This window comes from Rhizobium sp. 05N49 (genome assembly GCF_056396805.1).
The window spans coordinates 320,179-340,596 of record NZ_JBFTME010000002.1 but is presented as its reverse complement, the minus strand read 5'-3'; the positions used below and the strand labels follow the sequence as shown (position 1 = coordinate 340,596).

Annotated in this window: 21 protein-coding genes; 11 read left to right on the top strand and 10 right to left on the bottom strand. The window is 59.7% G+C overall.

Annotated features, from left to right (window positions below):
* The first annotated feature begins 71 nt into the window (after positions 1-71).
* The 4 genes from lnt (at position 72) to trmB (ending at position 4,379) form a co-directional block, all read left to right on the top strand.
* Positions 72-1,676 carry an apolipoprotein N-acyltransferase gene (gene lnt / locus AC1DF8_RS05895; RefSeq protein WP_477995240.1) on the top strand — a complete coding sequence of 535 codons (1,605 nt, stop codon included), beginning with the start codon at positions 72-74 and terminating at the stop codon, positions 1,674-1,676.
* 153 nt (positions 1,677-1,829) lie between these two features.
* Positions 1,830-2,249 (top strand): helix-turn-helix domain-containing protein, encoded by a 420-nt coding sequence (locus AC1DF8_RS05890; protein WP_112541825.1) that lies wholly within the window; start codon positions 1,830-1,832, stop codon positions 2,247-2,249.
* Between the two features lie 178 nt (positions 2,250-2,427).
* Positions 2,428-3,681, top strand: a complete 1,254-nt coding sequence (gene metK, locus AC1DF8_RS05885; RefSeq protein ID WP_477995238.1) for a methionine adenosyltransferase — start codon at positions 2,428-2,430, stop codon at positions 3,679-3,681.
* Positions 3,678-4,379, top strand: coding sequence for a tRNA (guanine(46)-N(7))-methyltransferase TrmB (gene trmB / locus AC1DF8_RS05880; RefSeq protein WP_113211290.1), 702 nt, complete (start codon positions 3,678-3,680; stop codon positions 4,377-4,379). The genes metK and trmB overlap by 4 nt, the downstream gene beginning before the upstream one ends.
* 178 nt (positions 4,380-4,557) lie before the next feature.
* Here trmB and AC1DF8_RS05875 read toward each other — a convergent pair whose 3' ends face one another.
* Entirely contained in the window at positions 4,558-4,815 is a 258-nt protein-coding gene (locus AC1DF8_RS05875) for a BQ00720 family protein (RefSeq protein WP_112541828.1), read from the bottom strand.
* Between the two features lie 47 nt (positions 4,816-4,862).
* Positions 4,863-5,288: an Hsp20 family protein gene (locus AC1DF8_RS05870; RefSeq protein ID WP_112541829.1), complete on the bottom strand. Its 426-nt coding sequence runs from the start codon at positions 5,286-5,288 to the stop codon at positions 4,863-4,865.
* A gap of 263 nt (positions 5,289-5,551) precedes the next feature.
* Here AC1DF8_RS05870 and AC1DF8_RS05865 point away from each other — a divergent pair, with 263 nt between their 5' ends.
* Positions 5,552-6,496: a nucleoside hydrolase gene (locus tag AC1DF8_RS05865; RefSeq protein ID WP_113207070.1), complete on the top strand. Its 945-nt coding sequence runs from the start codon at positions 5,552-5,554 to the stop codon at positions 6,494-6,496.
* Positions 6,497-6,569: 73 nt separating this feature from the next.
* Here AC1DF8_RS05865 and grpE read toward each other — a convergent pair whose 3' ends face one another.
* Together grpE and hrcA are read right to left on the bottom strand one after the other, a co-directional pair.
* A complete protein-coding gene (grpE, locus tag AC1DF8_RS05860; protein WP_112541831.1) occupies positions 6,570-7,205 on the bottom strand; it encodes a nucleotide exchange factor GrpE in 636 nt (211 codons plus the stop codon).
* Positions 7,206-7,316: 111 nt separating this feature from the next.
* Entirely contained in the window at positions 7,317-8,405 is a 1,089-nt protein-coding gene (gene hrcA / locus AC1DF8_RS05855) for a heat-inducible transcriptional repressor HrcA (RefSeq protein WP_112541832.1), read from the bottom strand.
* A gap of 177 nt (positions 8,406-8,582) precedes the next feature.
* Here hrcA and rph point away from each other — a divergent pair, with 177 nt between their 5' ends.
* From rph to hemW, 4 genes are all read left to right on the top strand, one after another.
* Positions 8,583-9,299: a ribonuclease PH gene (gene rph / locus AC1DF8_RS05850; protein WP_113114723.1), complete on the top strand. Its 717-nt coding sequence runs from the start codon at positions 8,583-8,585 to the stop codon at positions 9,297-9,299.
* A 74-nt stretch (positions 9,300-9,373) separates the two neighbouring features.
* Positions 9,374-9,790: a VOC family protein gene (locus AC1DF8_RS05845; RefSeq protein ID WP_113114724.1), complete on the top strand. Its 417-nt coding sequence runs from the start codon at positions 9,374-9,376 to the stop codon at positions 9,788-9,790.
* A gap of 9 nt (positions 9,791-9,799) precedes the next feature.
* Positions 9,800-10,444, top strand: coding sequence for an RdgB/HAM1 family non-canonical purine NTP pyrophosphatase (gene rdgB, locus AC1DF8_RS05840; protein WP_112970013.1), 645 nt, complete (start codon positions 9,800-9,802; stop codon positions 10,442-10,444).
* 14 nt (positions 10,445-10,458) lie between these two features.
* On the top strand, positions 10,459-11,655 hold the full coding sequence (hemW, locus tag AC1DF8_RS05835) for a radical SAM family heme chaperone HemW (RefSeq protein ID WP_112541836.1): 1,197 nt from the start codon (positions 10,459-10,461) through the stop codon (positions 11,653-11,655).
* A gap of 111 nt (positions 11,656-11,766) precedes the next feature.
* On the opposite strand, the gene AC1DF8_RS05830 is transcribed toward hemW, so the two are convergent.
* Complete coding sequence (locus AC1DF8_RS05830; protein WP_477995232.1) at positions 11,767-12,687, bottom strand: DMT family transporter; 921 nt, start codon at positions 12,685-12,687, stop codon at positions 11,767-11,769.
* Between the two features lie 141 nt (positions 12,688-12,828).
* Here AC1DF8_RS05830 and gcvA point away from each other — a divergent pair, with 141 nt between their 5' ends.
* On the top strand, positions 12,829-13,713 hold the full coding sequence (gene gcvA / locus AC1DF8_RS05825) for a transcriptional regulator GcvA (RefSeq protein ID WP_477995230.1): 885 nt from the start codon (positions 12,829-12,831) through the stop codon (positions 13,711-13,713).
* Here the strand turns inward: gcvA and AC1DF8_RS05820 are convergent.
* The 5 genes from AC1DF8_RS05820 to mutM form a co-directional block, all read right to left on the bottom strand.
* On the bottom strand, positions 13,710-14,792 hold the full coding sequence (locus tag AC1DF8_RS05820) for a saccharopine dehydrogenase family protein (protein WP_112541839.1): 1,083 nt from the start codon (positions 14,790-14,792) through the stop codon (positions 13,710-13,712). The two genes, gcvA and AC1DF8_RS05820, sit on opposite strands and share 4 nt — an antisense overlap.
* A gap of 132 nt (positions 14,793-14,924) precedes the next feature.
* Positions 14,925-16,478, bottom strand: a complete 1,554-nt coding sequence (gene dnaA, locus AC1DF8_RS05815; RefSeq protein ID WP_112542001.1) for a chromosomal replication initiator protein DnaA — start codon at positions 16,476-16,478, stop codon at positions 14,925-14,927.
* An 859-nt stretch (positions 16,479-17,337) separates the two neighbouring features.
* Entirely contained in the window at positions 17,338-17,616 is a 279-nt protein-coding gene (gene rpsT / locus AC1DF8_RS05810) for a 30S ribosomal protein S20 (protein ID WP_112541840.1), read from the bottom strand.
* A 193-nt stretch (positions 17,617-17,809) separates the two neighbouring features.
* Positions 17,810-18,583 carry an enoyl-CoA hydratase gene (locus AC1DF8_RS05805; protein WP_477995228.1) on the bottom strand — a complete coding sequence of 258 codons (774 nt, stop codon included), beginning with the start codon at positions 18,581-18,583 and terminating at the stop codon, positions 17,810-17,812.
* Between the two features lie 9 nt (positions 18,584-18,592).
* Positions 18,593-19,483: a bifunctional DNA-formamidopyrimidine glycosylase/DNA-(apurinic or apyrimidinic site) lyase gene (mutM, locus tag AC1DF8_RS05800; RefSeq protein WP_477995226.1), complete on the bottom strand. Its 891-nt coding sequence runs from the start codon at positions 19,481-19,483 to the stop codon at positions 18,593-18,595.
* Between the two features lie 153 nt (positions 19,484-19,636).
* Here mutM and ubiE point away from each other — a divergent pair, with 153 nt between their 5' ends.
* The gene (gene ubiE, locus AC1DF8_RS05795) at positions 19,637-20,413 is read left to right on the top strand and encodes a bifunctional demethylmenaquinone methyltransferase/2-methoxy-6-polyprenyl-1,4-benzoquinol methylase UbiE (RefSeq protein ID WP_113207077.1); all 777 of its coding nucleotides are present in this window, start codon (positions 19,637-19,639) and stop codon (positions 20,411-20,413) included.
* Positions 20,414-20,418 lie beyond the last annotated feature (5 nt).

The window sequence follows — 20,418 nt, the reverse complement described above, 5'->3', positions numbered from 1 at the left end:
GCAAGACGACAAGCGCGCGCTTTTTTGAAAGACTGCGATTGGATTGATTCGCGGCTTTGATGGGAGTGCGCATGGAGCGGCTTGCGGACAGGATTATCCTCGTCTGGGGGTTCAAACGGTCATTGCTTGCGATCGCCGCCGGCGCGTTCGGTGTCCTGGCGCTGCCTCCGATCGGCTTCTTCGCGGCGATGTTCGTCTCCTTCACGCTGCTCGTCTGGCTGATCGACGGGGCGGCCGCCTCGCCCGAAAGCAGCCTTGCCGGCAGGCTCTGGCCGGCATTCGCCACGGGCTGGCTGTTCGGCTTCGGCTATTTCGTTGCCGGGCTCTGGTGGCTCGGGCATGCACTGCTGATCGATTCAGATGAATTTGCCTGGGCCTTGCCGCTCGCGATCCTCGGGCTTCCGGCCTGTCTTGCCGTCTTCTACGGCTTGGCCGCGGCTCTTGCGCGTATCTTCTGGTCCGACGGCATGGGGCGGATTGCAGCACTTGCTGCCAGCTTCGGCTTGCTTGAGTGGGTGCGCGGCTTCATCTTCACAGGTTTTCCGTGGAACGCCATCGGCTATGCCATGATGCCGATGCCTATCATGATGCAGTCGGCGCATGTGATCGGCACCATGGGGGTCACCGCTCTCTCGGTCTTCGTCTTTGCTGCCCCTGCCCTCATCGGAACCCGACAGGGAGCGAAACTCGGCGTCAGCCTCGCGGCGATCCTCTTTGCAGTGCATCTCGGTTATGGCGCCTACATTCTCTATCTCGCGCCGAAACCCGAAGCATTACCCGAGGACAAGCGGCCCGTGGTGCGCCTCGTGCAGCCGGCAATCGACCAGACGGCCAAGATGGACAGCGATGCGGATCGCGAGGCTATCTTCGAGACCCATCTCAAGCTCTCAAGTGAGCCTCCCAAGGACGGTGGCAAGAAGCCCGACATCATCGTCTGGCCGGAAACCTCGATCCCCTTCATCCTCACAGACAACCAGGATGCATTGACCCGGATTGCCGACACGCTCGATGACGACCAGATCCTGATCGCGGGCGCCGTCCGCGCTGAAGAACTCGGCCCTGGCTATCCTACCCGCTACTATAATTCGATCTATGTGATCGACGGGCGGGGGCAGATCGTCGCCGCCTCCGACAAGGTGCATCTCGTTCCTTTCGGTGAATATCTTCCCTTCGAAGACATGCTCAACGAACTCGGCATCCAGAATGTGGTGGAGATGCCGGGCGGCTTTTCGGCAGCCGCCAGCCGTCATCTGCTCGAACTTCCGAGCGGGCTGAAATTCTATCCGCTCGTCTGCTACGAGATCATCTTCCCGGACGAAATGACCGGCGACATCGGTCAAGCGAACGCTATTCTCAACATCACGAACGACAGCTGGTTCGGCTCGACGCCGGGTCCTTACCAGCATTTTCAGCAGGCACGCGTACGGGCGGTCGAGACCGGTCTGCCGCTGATTCGCGATGCGAATAGCGGAATTTCGGCGGTTGTAGACGCACGCGGCGAAATCGTTGCAGGTCTTAAATTGGACGAAATGGGCTTTATTGATGCAACTCTCGATGGATTGCAAAAAAACACTGGAAGCCCATATCCCCGCCAAACGTACTTCTGGTTGACTGAAACGTTACTGATGGCCATTGCGCTAATTTCACGCAGGGGTTTTATTTCCAGGTTGAATTGACCAAAAACCCCTAAAATTGCATAGTGGTCGCAATCGGCGTTAGTAACGTATGCTTCAAGGTGGGTTATCGCGACTTGCAACGTGGCGTTACGGAATGAGGTCAGGGCATGCCGGTTAGAACAGGGTTGAATTTTTCTTTGCTAGGGCACGACCATGATTGAAAATAAGAAGAAGCCGAATCCTATCGACATCCATGTCGGTAGCCGCATTCGACTTCGCCGTACCATGTTAGGCATGAGCCAGGAGAAGCTCGGCGAAAGCCTCGGCATCACCTTTCAGCAAATCCAGAAATACGAGAAGGGCACCAACCGCGTTGGCGCCAGCCGCCTGCAGAACATTTCGAGCATCCTCAACGTTCCGGTTTCCTTCTTCTTCGAAGACGCTCCCGGTGAACATTCCGGTGCCTTGACCGGTATGGCGGAAACCTCGAGCTCGAACTATGTCGTGGATTTCCTCTCCTCTTCGGAAGGACTCCAGCTCAACCGCGCATTTGTGAAGATCACCGATCCCAAGGTTCGTCGCAAAGTCGTCGAACTGGTGAAGGCACTTGCGGCGGAAGCCGATTCCGACTGAGCGTCTCCACGCTCGGAAAGCTTAAGGCGGCTCAAAAGGCCGCCTTTTTGCGTTTTTGGGGCAAAATTTGTCATTTCGCCGCAGATATAAAGATATATTTATGTCCTTCTGTGCTTGTCATCAGAGCACGAAGTGAGTACCTACTAGACCGCTTTTATTCTTTGAGGGGAATCCCGGAATGCGCGCGAACTATTTCTTTACCAGCGAATCTGTTGCCGAAGGTCACCCGGACAAGGTGTGTGACCGCATCTCCGACGAGATCGTCGATCTGGTCTACCGCGAAGCGGCAAAGACCGGCATCAATCCGTGGGGCGTGCGCATTGCCTGCGAAACTCTGGCGACCACCAACCGCGTCGTCATCGCTGGTGAAGTTCGCCTGCCGCCGAGCCTGATGAAGAAGGATAAGGACGGCAACGACGTCATCAACCCTTCGAAGTTCAAGGCTGCGGCCCGTCGCGCCATCAAGGACATCGGCTACGAGCAGGACGGCTTCCACTGGAAGAAGGCCAAGATCGACGTGCTCCTGCATTCGCAGTCGGCCGACATTGCCCAGGGCGTCGACAGCGCCGCCGACCAGCAGGGCGATGAAGGTGCCGGCGACCAGGGCATCATGTTCGGCTACGCCTGCAAGGAAACGCCTGACCTCATGCCGGCGCCGATCTACTATTCTCACAAGATCCTGCAGCTGCTTGCTACCGCGCGCAAGAAGGGCGAAGGCGAAGTTGCCAAGCTCGGCCCCGATGCCAAGAGCCAGGTGACCGTGCGCTATGTCGACGGCAAGCCCGCAGAAGCCACTTCGATCGTTCTTTCCACCCAGCATCTTGACGACAGCTGGGACTCGAAGAAGGTTCGCAGCGTCGTTGAGCCCTATATCCGCGAAGCCCTCGGCGACCTGAAGATCGCCGACGATTGCAAGTGGTACATCAACCCCACCGGCAAGTTCGTCATCGGCGGCCCTGACGGTGACGCCGGCCTGACCGGCCGCAAGATCATCGTCGACACCTACGGCGGTGCGGCTCCCCACGGCGGTGGCGCATTCTCCGGCAAGGACACGACGAAGGTCGACCGTTCGGCTGCCTATGCTGCCCGCTATCTCGCCAAGAACGTCGTTGCCGCCGGTCTCGCCGACCGCTGCACGATCCAGCTCTCCTACGCCATCGGCGTCGCGCAGCCGCTGTCGATCTATGTCGACCTGCATGGCACGGGCAAGGGCGTTTCCGAGGATCAGGTCGAGGCGGCGATCCGCCAGAACATGGACCTTTCGCCGTCGGGCATCCGCCGTCACCTTGACCTCAACAAGCCGATTTATGCGAAGACGTCGGCTTACGGTCACTTCGGCCGCAAGGCCGGTCGCGACGGCTCGTTCTCCTGGGAGCGCACGGACCTCGTGAAGGCGCTCAAGGAAGCCGTCAAGACCAAGGCTGCTGCATGACGGACATGGAACGCCGGGGTCGGGCGACCGAAGCCTTTTTCGGTCGCCGCAAGGGAAAGGCTCTGCGCGAGCAACAGGCCGAAAGGCTCTCTACCCTGCTCCCGGCATTCATCGTCGATCTCTCGGCGGCTCCACCGGAGCCGCTGAAAGCGCTTTTCCCCGATGGGATCGAAAGATTGCGGCTGGAGATCGGCTTCGGCGGTGGCGAGCATTTGATCCACCGCGCGCTGGAAACGCCTTCGACGGGCTTTATCGGCGTCGAGCCCTTCATCAATTCCATGCAGAAGCTGCTTGCACGCGTCGATGAGACCGGTGCCCGCAACGTGCGCGTCTACAACGACGACGCCACACAGCTCCTCGACTGGCTTCCCGATCATTGCCTCGACCAGATCGACCTGCTCTATCCGGACCCCTGGCCGAAACGGAAACACTGGAAGCGACGCTTCGTCTCCAAGACCAATCTCGACCGTTTTCATCGCGTGCTGAAGCCGGGCGGGCTGTTCTGCTTTGCCTCCGACATCGACACCTATGTGAACTGGACGCTCCTGAAATGCCGCGACCATGGCGGCTTCGAATGGATGGCGCAGAATGCGGCTGACTGGCTGACGCCCTATGAGGGCTGGCCGAGCACCCGCTATGAAGCCAAGGCCCGTCGTGAGGGCCGTTCTTCGGCCTATCTCACCTTCAAGCGCGTCTAACCCGCGTAGACGGATCAATTTCGACGGCGTTGCCGCTGAGTGGAATTTTTCGAGAATAGGGAAATGCTGCAAAGCAGCTAGCGTATGGGCAAGGGACTGACGTCAGTCCCTTGCATCGCCCATTACGATCTTCACACATGCATTCGGCGGCCAGCCGTGCTCGGCGGGCCGGTTTCGATCAATGCAGGCTGACCGTTTTCAGTTCGTCTTCAGCTGCCTTGAAGAAGGTGCTGGAGCGATTGTCGGTCAGCAGGATCGGCGTACCATCGGCACCAAACAGTGCCCAGAGATCAACGCTCGGATCGATATCCGGAGCCTCGGGGAAGCATTTGGAGACCTCTTCATTGCGAATTTTGCGGATATAGGCGACCTCGCCATTGCCGATACCGGCAAGTTCAGACTTGGTCAGACGCGACGTGGCTTCTTTCATCAACATTCCTGTTCCTCCGAGAGAAGGGACCAACGGTTCAACAAACCGTTGTGCTACTGTGAAACCGAAATGTTAATTTTCTTGACCATACGCGCCGGTTCCGGGCGAATTAGATCAACCGAAAGCAAGCCGTTCTTAAGGATTGCGCCCAAGACCTGCATGCCATCGGCGAGAACGAAGGTGCGCTGGAACTGTCTGGCGGCAATGCCGCGATAGAGGTAATCGCGCTCGCCCTGATCGACCTGGCGGCCGCGGATTAGAAGCTGGTTTTCCTCAATTGACACATCAAGCTCTTCTTCGCTGAAACCGGCGACTGCAAGCGTGATGCGAAGCCGCTCGGGCGCGTCGTGACCGGCGGCGATGCGTTCGATATTGTAGGGCGGATAACCGTCGCTGGCCTTGGAAATCCGCTCGAGCGTCTTTTCCATGGCATCGAAGCCCAAAAGCAGCGGGCTGGCGAAAGGGGTAATGCGGCTCATCTTCCAAAGTCCTTGATGCAAGCGACCTTCCCGGACCTCACATGCAGCATCCGGGTATCGCCAATATGGGGACGACGCTTGCCTGCTGCAAGGCATGACGGCCGCCGGCCGGGCCTCCCGCATTTTGATCGCTTCCTTGACAAAGGGCGCAGCGCCCCGCATCAAAACATGCTCCGGCGCGCTGTGTTGATTTGCGACGGGAGCGTAAAGACAATGAAAAGGTGCATGCCAGGCGTCGCGCACCAGAGGATGGAACGATTCGGATGGCAGAACCGAGAAAAATCATTATCGACACCGACCCCGGCCAGGACGATGCCGCCGCGATCATGCTGGCCTTCGGTAGCCCTGAAGAGCTTGAGGTGTTGGGCATCACCACCGTTGCCGGCAATGTGCCGCTGTCGTTCACCAGCCGCAACGCGCGCATCATCTGCGAATTGTGCGAGCGGACCGATATCAAGGTCTTTGCCGGCGCCGACCGACCGATCGCCCGCAAGCTCGTCACCGCCGAGCACGTGCATGGCAAGACAGGCCTCGATGGCCCTACGCTTCCAGAGCCCACGATGCCGCTGCAGGCGCAGCATTCGGTCGACTTCATCATCGAAACGCTGCGACGCGAGCCGGAAGGCACCGTCACGCTCTGTACGCTCGGTCCGCTGACCAATATCGGCCTGGCTTTCCAGAAGGCGCCGGATATCGTACCGCGCATCCGCGAACTCGTCATGATGGGCGGCGGCTTCTTCGAAGGCGGCAACATCACGCCGGCTGCTGAATTCAACATCTATGTCGATCCGGAAGCCGCCGATATCGTGTTCCGCTCGGGCGTGCCGGTCGTCATGATGCCGCTCGATGTGACGCACCAGTTGCTGACCCGCAAGGACCGGGTGAAGCGCATGGCCGATATCGGCACCGCGCCTGCCAAGGCGATGGTCGAGATGCTGGAATTCTTCGAGCGCTTCGACATCGAAAAATACGGCTCGGACGGCGGTCCGCTGCATGATCCGACGACCGTCGCCTATCTGCTGAAACCGGACCTCTTCAAGGGCCGGGACTGCAATGTCGAGATCGAAGTCACATCCGAACTGACGGTCGGCATGACCGTCGTCGACTGGTGGCATGTGACCGACCGAAAGCGTAATGCAAAGGTCATGCGCTACGTGGATTCCGACGGTTTCTTCGATCTGCTGATCGAGCGTTTCGGGCGCATCTAGTTCGCAAGGGTGATACAAAAACCAAAAAGGCCGCTGACGCGGCCTTTTTCAATTGTCAGGCATTCTTGCTGTCTCAGGCGTCCTTCTCGTCCAGCACCGAGTTGGCCTCGGCTTCGACGAGTTTCGGACCACCCTTGGCGACGCCGACCATGGCCGGGCGCAAGACGCGTTCACCAATGCTGAAACCGGCCTGTACGACCTGTACCACCGTATTGTTCGGCACTTCGGTATTCGGCACTTCGAACATCGCCTGATGGAAGTTCGGGTCGAACTTCTGGCCGACCGGCTCCAGCTTGCGAACGCCGTGGCGCTCGAGAGCCGAGAGCATGGAGCGCTCGGTCATCTCGACACCTTCGATCAATGTCATCAGGCCAGCGTCGGCGGCAGCCCTGGCTTCCGGCGGAATGGCATCGATCGCACGGCGCAGATTGTCCGAGACGGCCAGCATGTCGCGGGCGAAGCCTGCGACGGAATAGGACTTGGCGTCCTTGACCTCGCGCTCCGTGCGGCGGCGCAGATTATCCATTTCGGCAGCGAGCCGCAGGTAGCGGTCGCGCAATTCCGTATTCTCGGCCTTCAGAAGCTCAAGCGCATCCGGTTCGCCTGCGGCTGCTTCCTTCACGGCTTCATTCTCGACGTTTGCGGCGGCGTCGGCTGTGGCTTCCGCCGCAGCCGCGTCAGGTCCGTTCTTCGTCGTTTCATCAGTCATGACGGTCTCCGGTTCGTGTATTCTCAGATGCGCCCGATATCGATGTTTGGCCGGAAAAAATCAAGTCTGCGTTACGAAGAAGCTAAAATTCCGCCTGTTTTGCGCAAGGGATCAGAGAGATCCGCGCGAAAGGCGCGACACGAGCTGCGCGGTATAGTCCACCATCGGCACGATGCGGGAATAATTGAGCCGCGTGGGACCGATCACCCCTACCGCGCCAACGATGCGGTCGTCGTCATCGCGATAGGGCGCCACAATGAGCGAGGAGCCGGAAAGTGAGAAAAGCTTGTTTTCCGAACCGATGAAAATGCGTACGCCCGGCCCGCTTTCGGCAAGGTTCAGGAGCTCGATCAAGCTGTCCTTCTTCTCCAGATCATCGAATAGCAGGCGCAGCCGGTCGAGGTCTTCCGCGCCGCCTACGCCTTCCAGCAGGTTTGCTCGGCCGCGGATGATGAGCTGTGCCGGCTTCGTCTCGTCCGAGTTGCCGGCCCACACGGCGACGCCGCGCTCCACGAGGTCGCGCGACAGTGCGTCGAGCTCATGGCGAACTTCATCTTTCAGCTGGCTCAATTGCAAGCGCAATTCCGGCAGCGTCTGCCCGGTCATGTGTGCATTGAGGAAATTGGCAGCCTCGGTGAGTTGCGACGAGGTAACACCTGCGGGCAGTTCTATAATGCGGTTTTCCACCTGATCATGGTCACCGACAAGAACAGCCAGCGCCTTGGTAGGTTCCAGGCGGATGAACTCGACATGTTTCAGAACCGGGTCGCTCTTTGAGGTGATGACAAGGCCGGCGCCGCGCGAAATGCCCGAGAGCATGCGACTCGCCTCATTCATCATCGATTCCACCGGATTGTCGCGGCTTCCAGCCCGCACCTGGCGGTCGATGCTGGCACGTTCTTCTGCCGAGAGGTCACCGACCTGCATAAAGGCATCGACGAAGAAGCGCAGCCCGATCTGCGTCGGCAGGCGCCCGGCGCTGACATGCGGCGAATAGATGAGACCAAGCTCTTCCAGATCGCTCATGACATTGCGAACGGAGGCAGGCGACAGAGACATCGGCAGAAGACGCGAAAGATTGCGGGAGCCGAGCGGCTCACCGTGCTCCAGATAGCCTTCGACGATGCGCCGGAAGATTTCCTTCGATCGTTCATCCAGCGCAGCCACGGCATCCGAAATTGATGTCGACCTGTAGCTCATGAACTTTTCGCACCCGCACTGAATGATATCAGGGAAATATAGCCAATCTGCCCCCCGTGGCAAAAGGGAATTTGCAAATGCACGCAGCCAATCGTAGAAGCGGGCGACGATACAATGCATGCACAGACATTGCCTGAAAGCGCTCACGTTTTCGGCATCATGTTTCAGGAGAAGAGAATGCGGCCTTCAGGCAGAAAAACCGACCAGATGCGCAAGGTCTCCTTCGAGCGCAATTTTTCCAAGCATGCTGAAGGCTCCTGCCTGGTAAAGTTCGGCGATACGCACGTACTCTGTACGGCGAGCCTGGAAGACAAGACGCCGCCGTGGCTGCGCAACACCGGCAAGGGCTGGGTCACAGCCGAGTATGGCATGCTGCCGCGCGCGACAGGCGAGCGAATGAAGCGCGAAGCCGCAGCCGGCAAACAGGGCGGCCGCACGCAAGAGATCCAGCGCCTGATCGGCCGCTCGCTGCGTGCCGTGGTCGATCTTACTGCCCTCGGCGAACGGCAGATCACGCTCGACTGCGACGTCATCCAGGCCGACGGCGGCACGCGCACGGCCTCGATCACCGGCGGCTGGATTGCGCTTTACGATTGCCTGCGCTGGATGGAAACCCGCAACATGATCAAGGCCGACCGCGTGCTGAAGGACCATGTCGCGGCGATCTCCTGCGGCATCTTCGCCAACCAGCCGGTCATCGACCTAGACTATCTCGAGGATTCCTCGGCCGAGACCGACGCCAATTTCGTCATGACAGGCGCCGGCGGCATCGTCGAGATCCAGGGTACGGCGGAAGGCACGCCTTTCAGCGAAGAGGAGTTCTCCTCGCTGATGGGTCTCGCCAAGGCGGGCATTGCCGAGCTGGTGGACCTACAGAAGCAAGCCATCGCCTGAGGCTTTCATTCAAGCCTCGCCAGTGAATTTCCTCGTCCCTGCTTACGGGGGCAAGGCCTCAAAAGGGGCGGGCAATGGCACAACCCATCGAAGGCGTTCTTGAAACTGCGCTCTACGCAAATGATCTCGATGCGACAGAAGCCTTTTACGAGGATGTGCTGGGCCTTGAGAAGATCGCACGGTCTGGCAACCGTCATGTGTTCTTCCGCTGCGGACCAGGCGTGCTCCTGATCTTCAACCCGGAGGAAACGGTGAAGCCGCCTGCACCGGACAGCCTGCAGGTTCCGCCGCATGGCACTATCGGAAGGGGCCATGCCTGCTTCAGGGTTTCGGGAGACAATCTCGATGCGATGGTGCAAAAGCTGAAAGCTGCCGGCATCGGCATCGAATCCGAGGTTCAATGGCCGCAGGGCGGCCGATCGATTTATTTCCGCGACCCTTCAGGCAATAGCCTGGAATGCGCGGAGGCCAAAATCTGGGGCATGGGGTAAGGATATTTTATGCGTAAGCTCGAAACCAAAACTATTGTCGTCGCCAGCCACAACCAAGGCAAGATCCGCGAGATCCAGGATCTGATCGGTCCGCTTGGTTTCACCGCCAAATCGGCCGCCGAACTCAATTTCATCGAACCCGAGGAAACCGGGACGACCTTCGAGGAAAATGCCACGATCAAGGCACTTGCCTCGGCTCAAGCCTCCGGAATGCCGGCGCTTTCCGACGATTCCGGCCTCGTCGTCGATGCGCTTGGCGGCGATCCCGGCGTCTACACCGCCGACTGGGCTGAAACCGGCAACGGCACCCGCGATTTCTTCATGGCCATGGAGAAGGTCGAGAAGGCATTGGAAAAGGCCGGCGCCACCAAGCCCGAGCAGCGCTCTGCCCGTTTTGTCAGCGTGCTCTGCCTTGCATGGCCGGATGGTCACACGGAGCTTTTCCGCGGCGAAGTGGAAGGTAAAGTCGTCTGGCCGCCGCGCGGGACGCAAGGTTTCGGCTATGATCCGATCTTCCAGCCTGAAGATTATGATGTGACCTTCGGCGAGATGAGTGCGGAAGAAAAACACGGCTGGAACATCGGCAAGCCGCAGGCTCTCTCGCATCGCGCCCGCGCCTTCAAGCTCTTCGTCGAAACCTGCCTGGAAGCATAGGCCGAGCCTTGAACATGATCGAACCGTCTGCGCTGACGCGCGATGCAAAGCTTCTGCCCGATACCGGCGAGCCCGGTTTCGGGGTCTATGTGCATTGGCCTTTCTGCGCGGCGAAGTGCCCCTATTGCGATTTCAACAGCCATGTCCGGCATCAGCCGGTCGATCAGGAGCGCTATGTCGCCGCTTTCCTGAAAGAGATCACAAATGCCCGCCTGATGAGCGGGCCGAAGACGGTAACCAGCATCTTCCTCGGAGGCGGCACGCCGTCGCTGATGAAGCCGGAAACAGTCGATGCGATCCTCGACGGCATTGCGCGGCACTGGAATGTGCCTGACGGTATCGAGATCACGATGGAGGCCAATCCTTCCAGCGTCGAAGCAGACCGTTTCCGCGGCTACCGCGCCGCCGGTGTGAACCGCGTCTCACTCGGCGTACAGGCACTGAATGATCGCGACCTCAAATTCCTTGGGCGGCTGCATGACGTCGCAGACGCGCTGAAGGCGATCAGACTCGCACGCGACATCTTCCCGCGTATGTCTTTCGACCTGATCTATGCACGGCCGAACCAGACGGTCGAGGAGTGGGATCGCGAGCTCAAGGAAGCCATCTCCTATGCCGTGGACCATCTCTCGCTCTATCAGCTCACCATCGAGGAAGGCACGCCCTTCTACGGGCTGCATAAGGCCGGAAAGCTGATCGTGCCGGATGGGGACCAGTCCGCTGCTCTCTATGAAGCCACGCAGGAGATCACCGAGCGCGAAGGATTGCCGGCCTATGAAGTATCCAATCATGCCCGGCCGGGTGCGGAGAGCCGCCATAACCTCACCTACTGGCGCTATGGCGACTATGCCGGCATCGGCCCTGGCGCGCATGGTCGCCTGTCGCGGGGCGCAGAGAAGGTCGCGACCGCTACGGAGCGCAAGCCTGAAGCCTGGCTGGACCTCGTCGAACGCGACGGCCATGGTATCACCGAGCACGAGCGCCTCGGTTTCGATGAGCAGGCCGATGAATTGCTGCTGATGGGACTGCGCCTGAAGGAAGGTGTCGATCTTGCCCGCTGGCAGCAGCTTTCTGGCCGCGATCCCGATCCGAAACGCGAGGAATTTTTACTGGAACACGGCTTCATTGAGCGGATCGGCAATTCCCGCCTGCGCTGCACGCCGGCAGGCATGCTGATCCTTGATTCCGTCGTGGCGGACCTCGCCTGCTAGAGCATTCCTATTGTTCTTCGAAACAAGGCTAAGCTCTATCTCCCTTGCTTCACTCAGTTCCGGGCGCAAACCTGCCGCTCACACTTTTTCCCGAATCGCTTCAGGTCCGCCTCAAGCAGCCCGTCTCCTTGCAAAATTGACGAGCCTTCCATCGATTGCGGCAAGGCCGACCGCGATCAAAGCCATGCCCACCAGATGTTTGAGCTGCAACTGCTCACCGAGTGCTGCGGCGCCAAGCAGGATCGCGCTAACGGGGATCAGGAAGGTCACCAGCATCAGATTGGTGGCGCCTGCCGTTGCCAGTATGCGGAAGAACAGCACATAGGCCACGGCCGTCGAGAGGATCGCAAGTCCTGATAGCGCCAGCCAGGTCTCAGCGGAGGGCATGGCGAGCGTCCAGGGCTGGTCGACAATCAGCGCGATCGGCAGCATCAGAACGGTGGATGCAGTCACTTGCCCGGCGGCCGGAATAAGCGGCGCAAGGCCCATCCGGCGGAATCGCCGTCCCCAGATGCCGGCCAGCGAATAGGAGAAAGCAGCACCGAGAACTGCGAGTTGGGCAAGCACGTTCGAGCCGAGATCCTTCAACGCGTCAAAGCCGATCATGTAAGCAACGCCTGCAAAGCCGACGATCACGCCGAAGAGACGGTTTGCCGTCAGCTTTTCATCCGCCGTCAGGACATGAGCAACGAGTACGGCAAAGAGTGGTGTCGTGGCGTTGAGGATCGAGGCAAGACCGCTCGCAATATGTGTCTGGCCCCAGACGATGAGACAGAAGGGAATCATATTGTTGAGAAGCCCCATGCCGAAAAAGGCGATCCAGCTCTGCCTGTCACGCGGCATGGTATGGCCCATGGCGCGCACGATCAGATTAAGTGCGATGGCGGCAAGCAGGACACGCCCGGTCACGATTGTGAACGGCGGCAGCGCCTTCACGAGAATGCCGTTGAAGAAGAAGGAGCCACCCCAGAGAAGCGACAGCACGATCAGCATGGCCCATTCTGCGGCTCCCATGGTCTTCTGGACGGACATGACAATCTCCTCGCCGAGTTCTGCTAAAGTGTTTTCTCCGGCTCATCTGCGTGGATTTGCCAGATCTACCGGTTTTTATTAGTATTCCTTACCGCCTGACAAACGAGCATTTCTGCTCGCATGATTGAGCTGAGCTAAAGCATGACAGATCCTTTGCCGTCATTGTCGGCCCTGCGCGCCTTTGAGGCCACGGCGCGTCATCTGAGCATGACGCAGGCGGCGCGCGAGCTCCACGTCACGCCTGGCGCTGTCAGCCTGCAGGTCCGCGATCTCGAAGCCTCGCTCGGCGTATCGCTGTTCGAGCGGCGTACACGGCAGATTCTGTTGACGCCGGAAGGCCGGGACTATTTCGCGACATTGCGCACGGCCTTCCAGCTCGTGCGCGAAGCGACGGCATCACTGACGGCACGGCGGCGGGGCAATGCGCTGGCGCTGACCTGTACGGCAGGTTTTGCAACACACTGGCTTTTGCCGCGCCTGCAGCGCTTCGAGGACATACATCCTGATATCGATGTCCGCATCAGTGCGTCCCATCGCATGTTCGATTTCGAGCGCGATGGGATCGATCTCGCCATCCGCCACGGGCTTGGCGGTTATGAGGGATTGATCAGCGAGCGGCTGGTGGATGACGAACTGGTGCCGGTCTGCACGCCGGCGATCGCTGCGACCCTCGGCGAAAATCCCTCGCCCGATCAGCTTTCGGCATACCAGCTCATCCACGACGTCTACCGCCGCGACTGGCAGCTCTGGCTGGCCGCGGCGGGCGCCACCAAGGTGGATGCCTCCCGCGGCCCGATCTTCAGCGACGGCAATGGCGCCTTCGATGCGATGAAATCAGGCTTCGGCGTGGCGCTGATGCGCCGCTCCTTCATTGAGAAGGAACTTGCCGAGGGAAGGCTCATCGCGCCGTTTCCACTGGGGCTGACAAGCAAACTTGCCTACCATCTCGTCTATCCAGGCACAGCGCTGGAACGGCCGGCGGTTGCGGCGTTCCGGCGCTGGTTGCTTTCAGAAGCGAAAACCTAATCGCGGCTGGTAGCACCTGCCTTGAAAAGGCTGCCGGTCGGCGTCTTCAGGAACATCTCGAGCGGAATATGCTCCTGATGCAGGAAGCCGCTCGCCGGCAGCAGACCGTCGCGGACCATTTCGATGACGGCAACCACCGAGGCCGACGTCGTCCAGGCGATCGCGGTACGCCGGGCTCCTGCAATCTCGATCGGATAATAAGCGCGGACAAATTCCTTCCGGCGCAAGGAGCCGTTGATCGTGCCTTCGGCCGCGACATGGACGTAGACGACGTCGTCATCGACAGGCGGCTTGGCGTTGGTCAGGATTTCGCCGGCGAGCTGGCGCTTCTCACGCATCAGAAGCTCATGGAAGAAGAAGTTCATCAGCTCCATATGGCCGGGATAACGCATCGTCTTGTAATCGAGGTTATCGACCTTGCCGAGCATGGTGTCGCACATGGTCCCGAGGCCGCCCGAGGTGGTGAAGGCCTCCAGCTTGACGCCGCCGACATAGATCGTTTCGTGCCATTCCATCGGCGAGACGAGCTTACGCACGCCGCCCTCGATGACTTCGCAATCGTTCAGATATTCATTGACCACGCCTTCCGGCGACCAGTTGAAGGCATAGCCCAGAAGTCCGGTCGGGTGCTGCGGCAGGGCGCCGACACGCATGCGGATCGAGCGGCAGCGATCAAAGCCATCGGCAAGGCTTGAGCCGACGATACCGACGAAGCCGGGCGCCAGACCGCATTGCGGCGCCATCAGGCCGCGGGCGGTCTTGGATAGTTCGATAATGAAATTGGTGGTCGGCACATCCTCGGTCAGATCGAAGTAGTGGATGCCGGCGAGATGGGCCGCCCGTGCCAGCTCGATGTTGAGATGATATGGCAGGCAGGACAGCACCGCCTCGACGCTCGACAGCAGCTCTCCGATGACGGAGACGTCGGTGATATCGCCAGCCCGGCATTGGAAGGGCAATTCGCCCGTGGGCAGTTGTGCATCGACACCGACAACCTCAAAGCCACCCTCATGCAAAAGCGTTGCCGCCAGCCGCCCGACCTTGCCAAGGCCGATCACGGCAATCCGTTCAAAACTCATTGATGTCCTCCCGAACGCCGACGTTCGTCACCGGCGCATTTTTCTCACTCGCGGGTGTATAGAATAAAATGCTCATAAAAGAAAACAGCCGGGATTGCTCCCGGCTGTTGAAACGTGGTGGCTGTGCACCGCTTATTCGTTGATGAGACGCTTCAATAGCTCGATCTCATGCGACAGCTTCGTGTCTCCCGAGATCAGTTCCTCGATCTTGCGCACGGCGTGCAAAACCGTCGTGTGATCGCGTCCGCCGAAGCGGCGACCGATCTCCGGGAAAGAGCGTGGCGTCAGCGTCTTCGACAGATACATGGCGATCTGGCGCGGTTTGACGATGACACGCGTGCGGCGGTTCGAGACCAGTTCCTGGCGCGAGACGTTGTAGTGACGTGCGACGATGCGCTGGATATCCTCGATACGCACACGACGCGGCTCGCCGGAACCGACGAGATGGGCCAGCAGCTCATCCACGCGCTCGATCGACAGGTTCGGCTCGAAGGAGCGACGGAAGATCAACTGGTTGAAGGCGCCTTCCAGTTCGCGGCCGCTTGCCGTGATGTTGCGGGCAACGTGCTGCAACAGGTCGGTCGGGATCTCCAGTGACGGATCCTCCAGACGGGCCGCCGCGAGACGACGATTCAGGATTTCGAGACGCATCTCGTAGTCGGGACCATCAAGTTCGATCGCAACGCCGCCCTGCAGTCGCGAACGGACGCGCGGATCGAGCGATTCCAGTTCCCACGGCGCTCGGTCGGCTGCGACGACGACCTGCTTGGCGCTGTCGAGCAGCATGTTCAGCAGGTGGCAGAACTCGTGCTGGATCATCTTGCCCTGCAGGAACTGCATGTCGTCGATGATCAGAAGGTCGATGTTGCGCAGCGAATCCTTCAACGTCAGCGCGTCATTGTCACGGATCGCCGTCGCGAAACGCCACATGAAGTATTCGGCCGTCAGATAGACGACGCGCAGGCCACGTGGGTTCTGCACCGCAGCATTGGCGATCGCCTGCAGCAGATGGGTCTTGCCGAGACCGACGGTCGCATGGACGAAGAGCGGGTTGAAGCGCACAGCGCCCTGACCTGCTTCCGCAATGGTTTTCGCGGCGGCAAGCGCCACGCGGTTGGAGCTGCCCTCAACGAAGGTGTCGAAGGTGAAGCGAGAATCCAGCGGCGAGCCAAAGAGCGGCGAACCGACACTTGCCGGGCGCGCCGCAGCGGCGGCCGAAACGGCCTGCTGGACGATATGCCCCGCCGGCTGGGCAGATGCCGGACGACGAAGCTGGGTGGGCTGGGCAGCCGGCTCGATGGCGACCGCCTCGTCGACCGCCTTCACGCCGGTGCGCGTTGCCGTGCGCACAAGGATCTCGACCTTCAGGATTTCAGGATCTTCGGCCTGAAACAGCCCGACAATGAGATCGAGATACCGGTTGTTGATCCACGACTTCAGAAAGGTCGTGGGAACGGTGAGACGGACGACACTCTTGGAAACCGAATGAAGCTTGAGCCGTGCAAACCAGCTTGCATAGACGTCAGGACCAACTTGTGCCTTCAGACGCGCGCTTACGCGGTCGAAGAGAACGCCATGCTTCATCTCGCCCTTTTCTTCCGTTGCACTCAGGTGAATGGAACCGAAAGACTGCGGTGCAGCTTCCCCGTTATCCAGCGCACCCGTCGTCATCGAATTCATCTGCATAATGCCGCCTTTCATTTCCTCGGGCGGTCATTCGTTGACAGCCGCCCGATCATTCCCCGCTCTGGCAAAGCCAGCGACATCCTCATGAGCCGCCTGCATGCCGGTTCACTCAAACACTGCCCCTTTCGGGACTGACACAGAGACCCTGCGGTGGTCGCGATCATGCGACAACCGTCTCAACGGCTCTGTGTCAGGCTGGCGGCCGATCCTCGTTTTTCGCCCGCAAGCCCGCACGCAATGTTACACTTTCCCCTGCCCTTTTCCGGGCCTCGCGCAAAGCGTGTGGCCGCGGAGCGCACAAAACGTCCCCGTCCCGTGACAGCCACGTCACGGTACAATGCCGTCGAGTGCGTGAGAAAACGGAAGCTGTCCGCTCCGTTGCAAGCGACACAGAGCCATCATCCTGCCGACGTGGCAGTTTGGACTGACTTCTGCAGGTGATGTCCGCGCCCTTTGCTGGACGCCATTTAGGCAGGATCAAATGGCAAGATCAACGATGAATTTTACGCAAAATTAAGATGCGGCCATTGACTCCCGCTGCCCTTTTAGGGCGTCACACCACCGTCAAAAAAGAATCGCTTTTGAATCAAGGAGATTCCCCGAGTGGGCTATTTTGGACACGCATAAAAAGAAAAAAGAAAAAATGTTCTTGACTCATTTGGTGCCCCGGGCTGGGTGACCAGAGTCGCAAGTCTTAAAAAGATCCTTGCGTAAGCTATTGTTTTAAAACAATTTTTCCTGTCATGCCTCTGACACGAAATCGTCGTTAGATTAACCATAGCCGGAGCGGGAGACGGAATCGAAAAAGCCCGGTAAAATTACCGGGCTAATCATAACGAGCAATTCGTTAATGAGATATTTACGCTGTCGCAGAAGCCGACAGGGCCTTCACACGAGCGGCGAGGCGCGAGACCTTGCGGGATGCCGTGTTGGCGTGCAGGACGCCCTTGCTTGCGGCACGTGCCAGCTCGGGTTCAGCTGCGATGAAGGCTTCCTTTGCCTTGGCGGCATCACCAGCGGCGAGTGCCTCTTCGACCTGGCGAACGTAAGTGCGAACGCGCGAACGGCGAGCCTTGTTGACTGCGGTACGGCGAGCGATCTTGCGGGTCGCCTTTTTCGCCGAAGTTGTATTGGCCATGGATGCCTCTCTCAAGAATTCGAACAAACTCCGCCATTGCCGCGCTGGCCCTGCGGCCACTCAATTCAGCAATACGGGAGCATTAGCGGAAAACCTGAGCGGCTTTCCGAACCGTGGGCGGGCATATAACGCTAAAGCTCACCCGCGTCAACGCGCATTTTCAAGGAAAAGCGCCTTTCCCGGCAGCATCCGCTCACCTGTTCTTGAAGGCAGGTTTGCGCTTTTCGATGAAGGCGGCCATGCCCTCTTTCTGATCCTCGGTCGCAAAGAGGCTCTGGAAGAGGCGGCGTTCGAAACGCAAGCCCTCCTCCAGCGTCGTCTCGAAGGCGCGGCTGACCGCCTCCTTTGCCATCAAAACCGACGGCCGAGACAATGATGCGATCCTGGTTGCCGCCTCCAGCGCTTCATCCAGCAGCCTTTCCGGTGTCACCACACGCGAAACGAGTCCCGCGCGCTCGGCTTCGGCTGCGTCCATCATCCGGCCGGTCAGGATCAGATCCATCGCCTTGGCCTTTCCGACCGCGCGCGTCAGGCGCTGCGAGCCGCCAATGCCTGGAATGACGCCCAGCGTGATCTCCGGCTGGCCGAACTTTGCCGTCTCCGAGGCGATGATGAAATCGCAAAGCATCGCAAGCTCGCATCCGCCGCCGAGCGCAAAGCCGCTGACGGCGGCGATGATCGGCTTACGGGCCTTGGCGATCTCGTCCCAGCCGCTGATGAAATCGCTCTTGTAGACTTCGGCGAAATCGAGCGGCTGCATTTCCTTGATGTCGGCACCGGCGGCGAATGCGCGTTCCGAGCCGGTCAACACGATCGCGCCTATGGTCTCATCGGCATGAAAGGCCGCATAGGCTTGCTTCAGTTCCTCGAGCATAGTCGAATTCAGCGCGTTCAGCGCCTGCGGCCGGTTCAGCGTAATGAGGCCGACATTGCCGCGGGTTTCAACAAGAAGTGTTTCATAGGCCATGGCGCTCTCCTATTTCTGGCAGGTGGCGCAACAGAAGGTGGACCGGCCAGCCTGCACGATGCGCGAGACCGTACCGCCACAGCCCGGCGTGCGGCAAGTTAGACCTTCGCGATCATAGACGGAAAAGGAATGCTGGAAGTAGCCGAGCGAGCCATCCGTCTGGATATGGTCGCGCAGCGACGATCCGCCCGCAGCGATCGCATCGGCGATGACATCGCGAATAGAGCTGACCAGCAGGTTCAGCGCTTCCTTCGGCTTACCCACCTTGGTCACCAGCGTGCCGGCTGCGCGCGTCGGCAACAGATGCGCCCGCCAGAGCGCCTCGCAGACATATATATTGCCGAGCCCGGCGATGTTCTTCTGATCGAGCAACGCGCTCTTCAGCGGCTGTGCCTTGCGTTGGAAACGTTCGGCCAGATAGGCTGCCGACAGCTCATTGCCAGTCGGTTCCGGCCCCAGACCGAACAGAAAGGGGTTGGCGTCGAGTTCAGAGCGGTCGGCAATGTCCATGAAGCCGAAGCGGCGCGGATCATTGTAGATGACGCGGCGCGGTCCGCCTTCGCCATCCAGATGAAAGATGGCGTGATCATGCTTCTCATCCTTGGAACGCTCGTGATGGAAGTCGCCAGGCGTGCCGCTGACGGCGCCCTGTTCGATCCGGAAGGAGCCGGACATGCCGAGATGGGAAATGATCGTCTTGCCGCTGTCGAGGTCGATCAGCAAGTACTTGGCCCGCCGTCCAAGGCCGATGATCTTGCGGCCGGATACCTGCTGCTCGAAGCCCTGAGGAAAGGGAAACCGCAGATCGCCGCGGCGCAATTCCAGCCTCTCGATGCGCGCGCCCTCCATTGCCGGCGTCAGACCGCGCTTCACCGTTTCGACTTCTGGCAATTCCGGCATCTTAACCCATCTATATCTAACGTGTTTCAACCGCCCGCGATGTGCGCTATAGCGCCAACGTGCCGCGGGCGGACCGTGGCCCACAGATAGCGCCGCTCCCTCGCTTTCGCTATGGTCGCCGCGCCGAATTCTTGATGTGAACGGAGTAGCTTGATGTCAGACAGCCGGACCTCCGCCGATGGCGGCATGGAAACGTCCTACGGCTTCCGTGAGGTGCCGACCGGTGAAAAGCAAGGCCTCGTCAACGAGGTCTTCCACAAGGTCGCCAAGCGCTACGACATCATGAACGACGTCATGTCGATGGGCATGCACAGGGCCTGGAAGGACGCGATGATCGCGGCGCTCAACCCGCGCAAGGAGCCGGGCTACAAGGTGCTCGATGTTGCCGGCGGCACGGGCGACATTGCCTTCCGCATCATCGAAGCTTCCAACCGCCAGGCGCATGCGACCGTGCTCGACATCAACGGTTCGATGCTTGGCGTCGGCGCCGAGCGAGCGGAAAAGAAAAAACTTTCCGACAATCTGACCTTTGTCGAGGCCAATGCCGAAGACCTTCCCTTCGAGGCAAACAGCTTCGATGCCTATACGATTGCTTTCGGCATCCGCAACGTGCCGCGGATCGAGGTAGCACTCTCGGAAGCCTATCGCGTCCTGAAGCGCGGCGGGCGGCTGCTGGTGCTGGAATTTTCCGAAGTGGACTTGCCGCTGCTCGACAAGGTCTACGATGCCTGGTCCTTCAACGCCATTCCGAAATTCGGCAAGGCGATCACCGGTGACGCAGAACCCTATCAGTATCTCGTGGAATCGATCCGCAAGTTCCCGAACCAGGAGAATTTCGCGGCGATGATCCGCACGGTCGGCTTCTCGCGCGTGACCTATACCAATTATACCGGCGGCATCGCAGCGCTGCATTCCGGCTGGAAGCTCTGATCCGC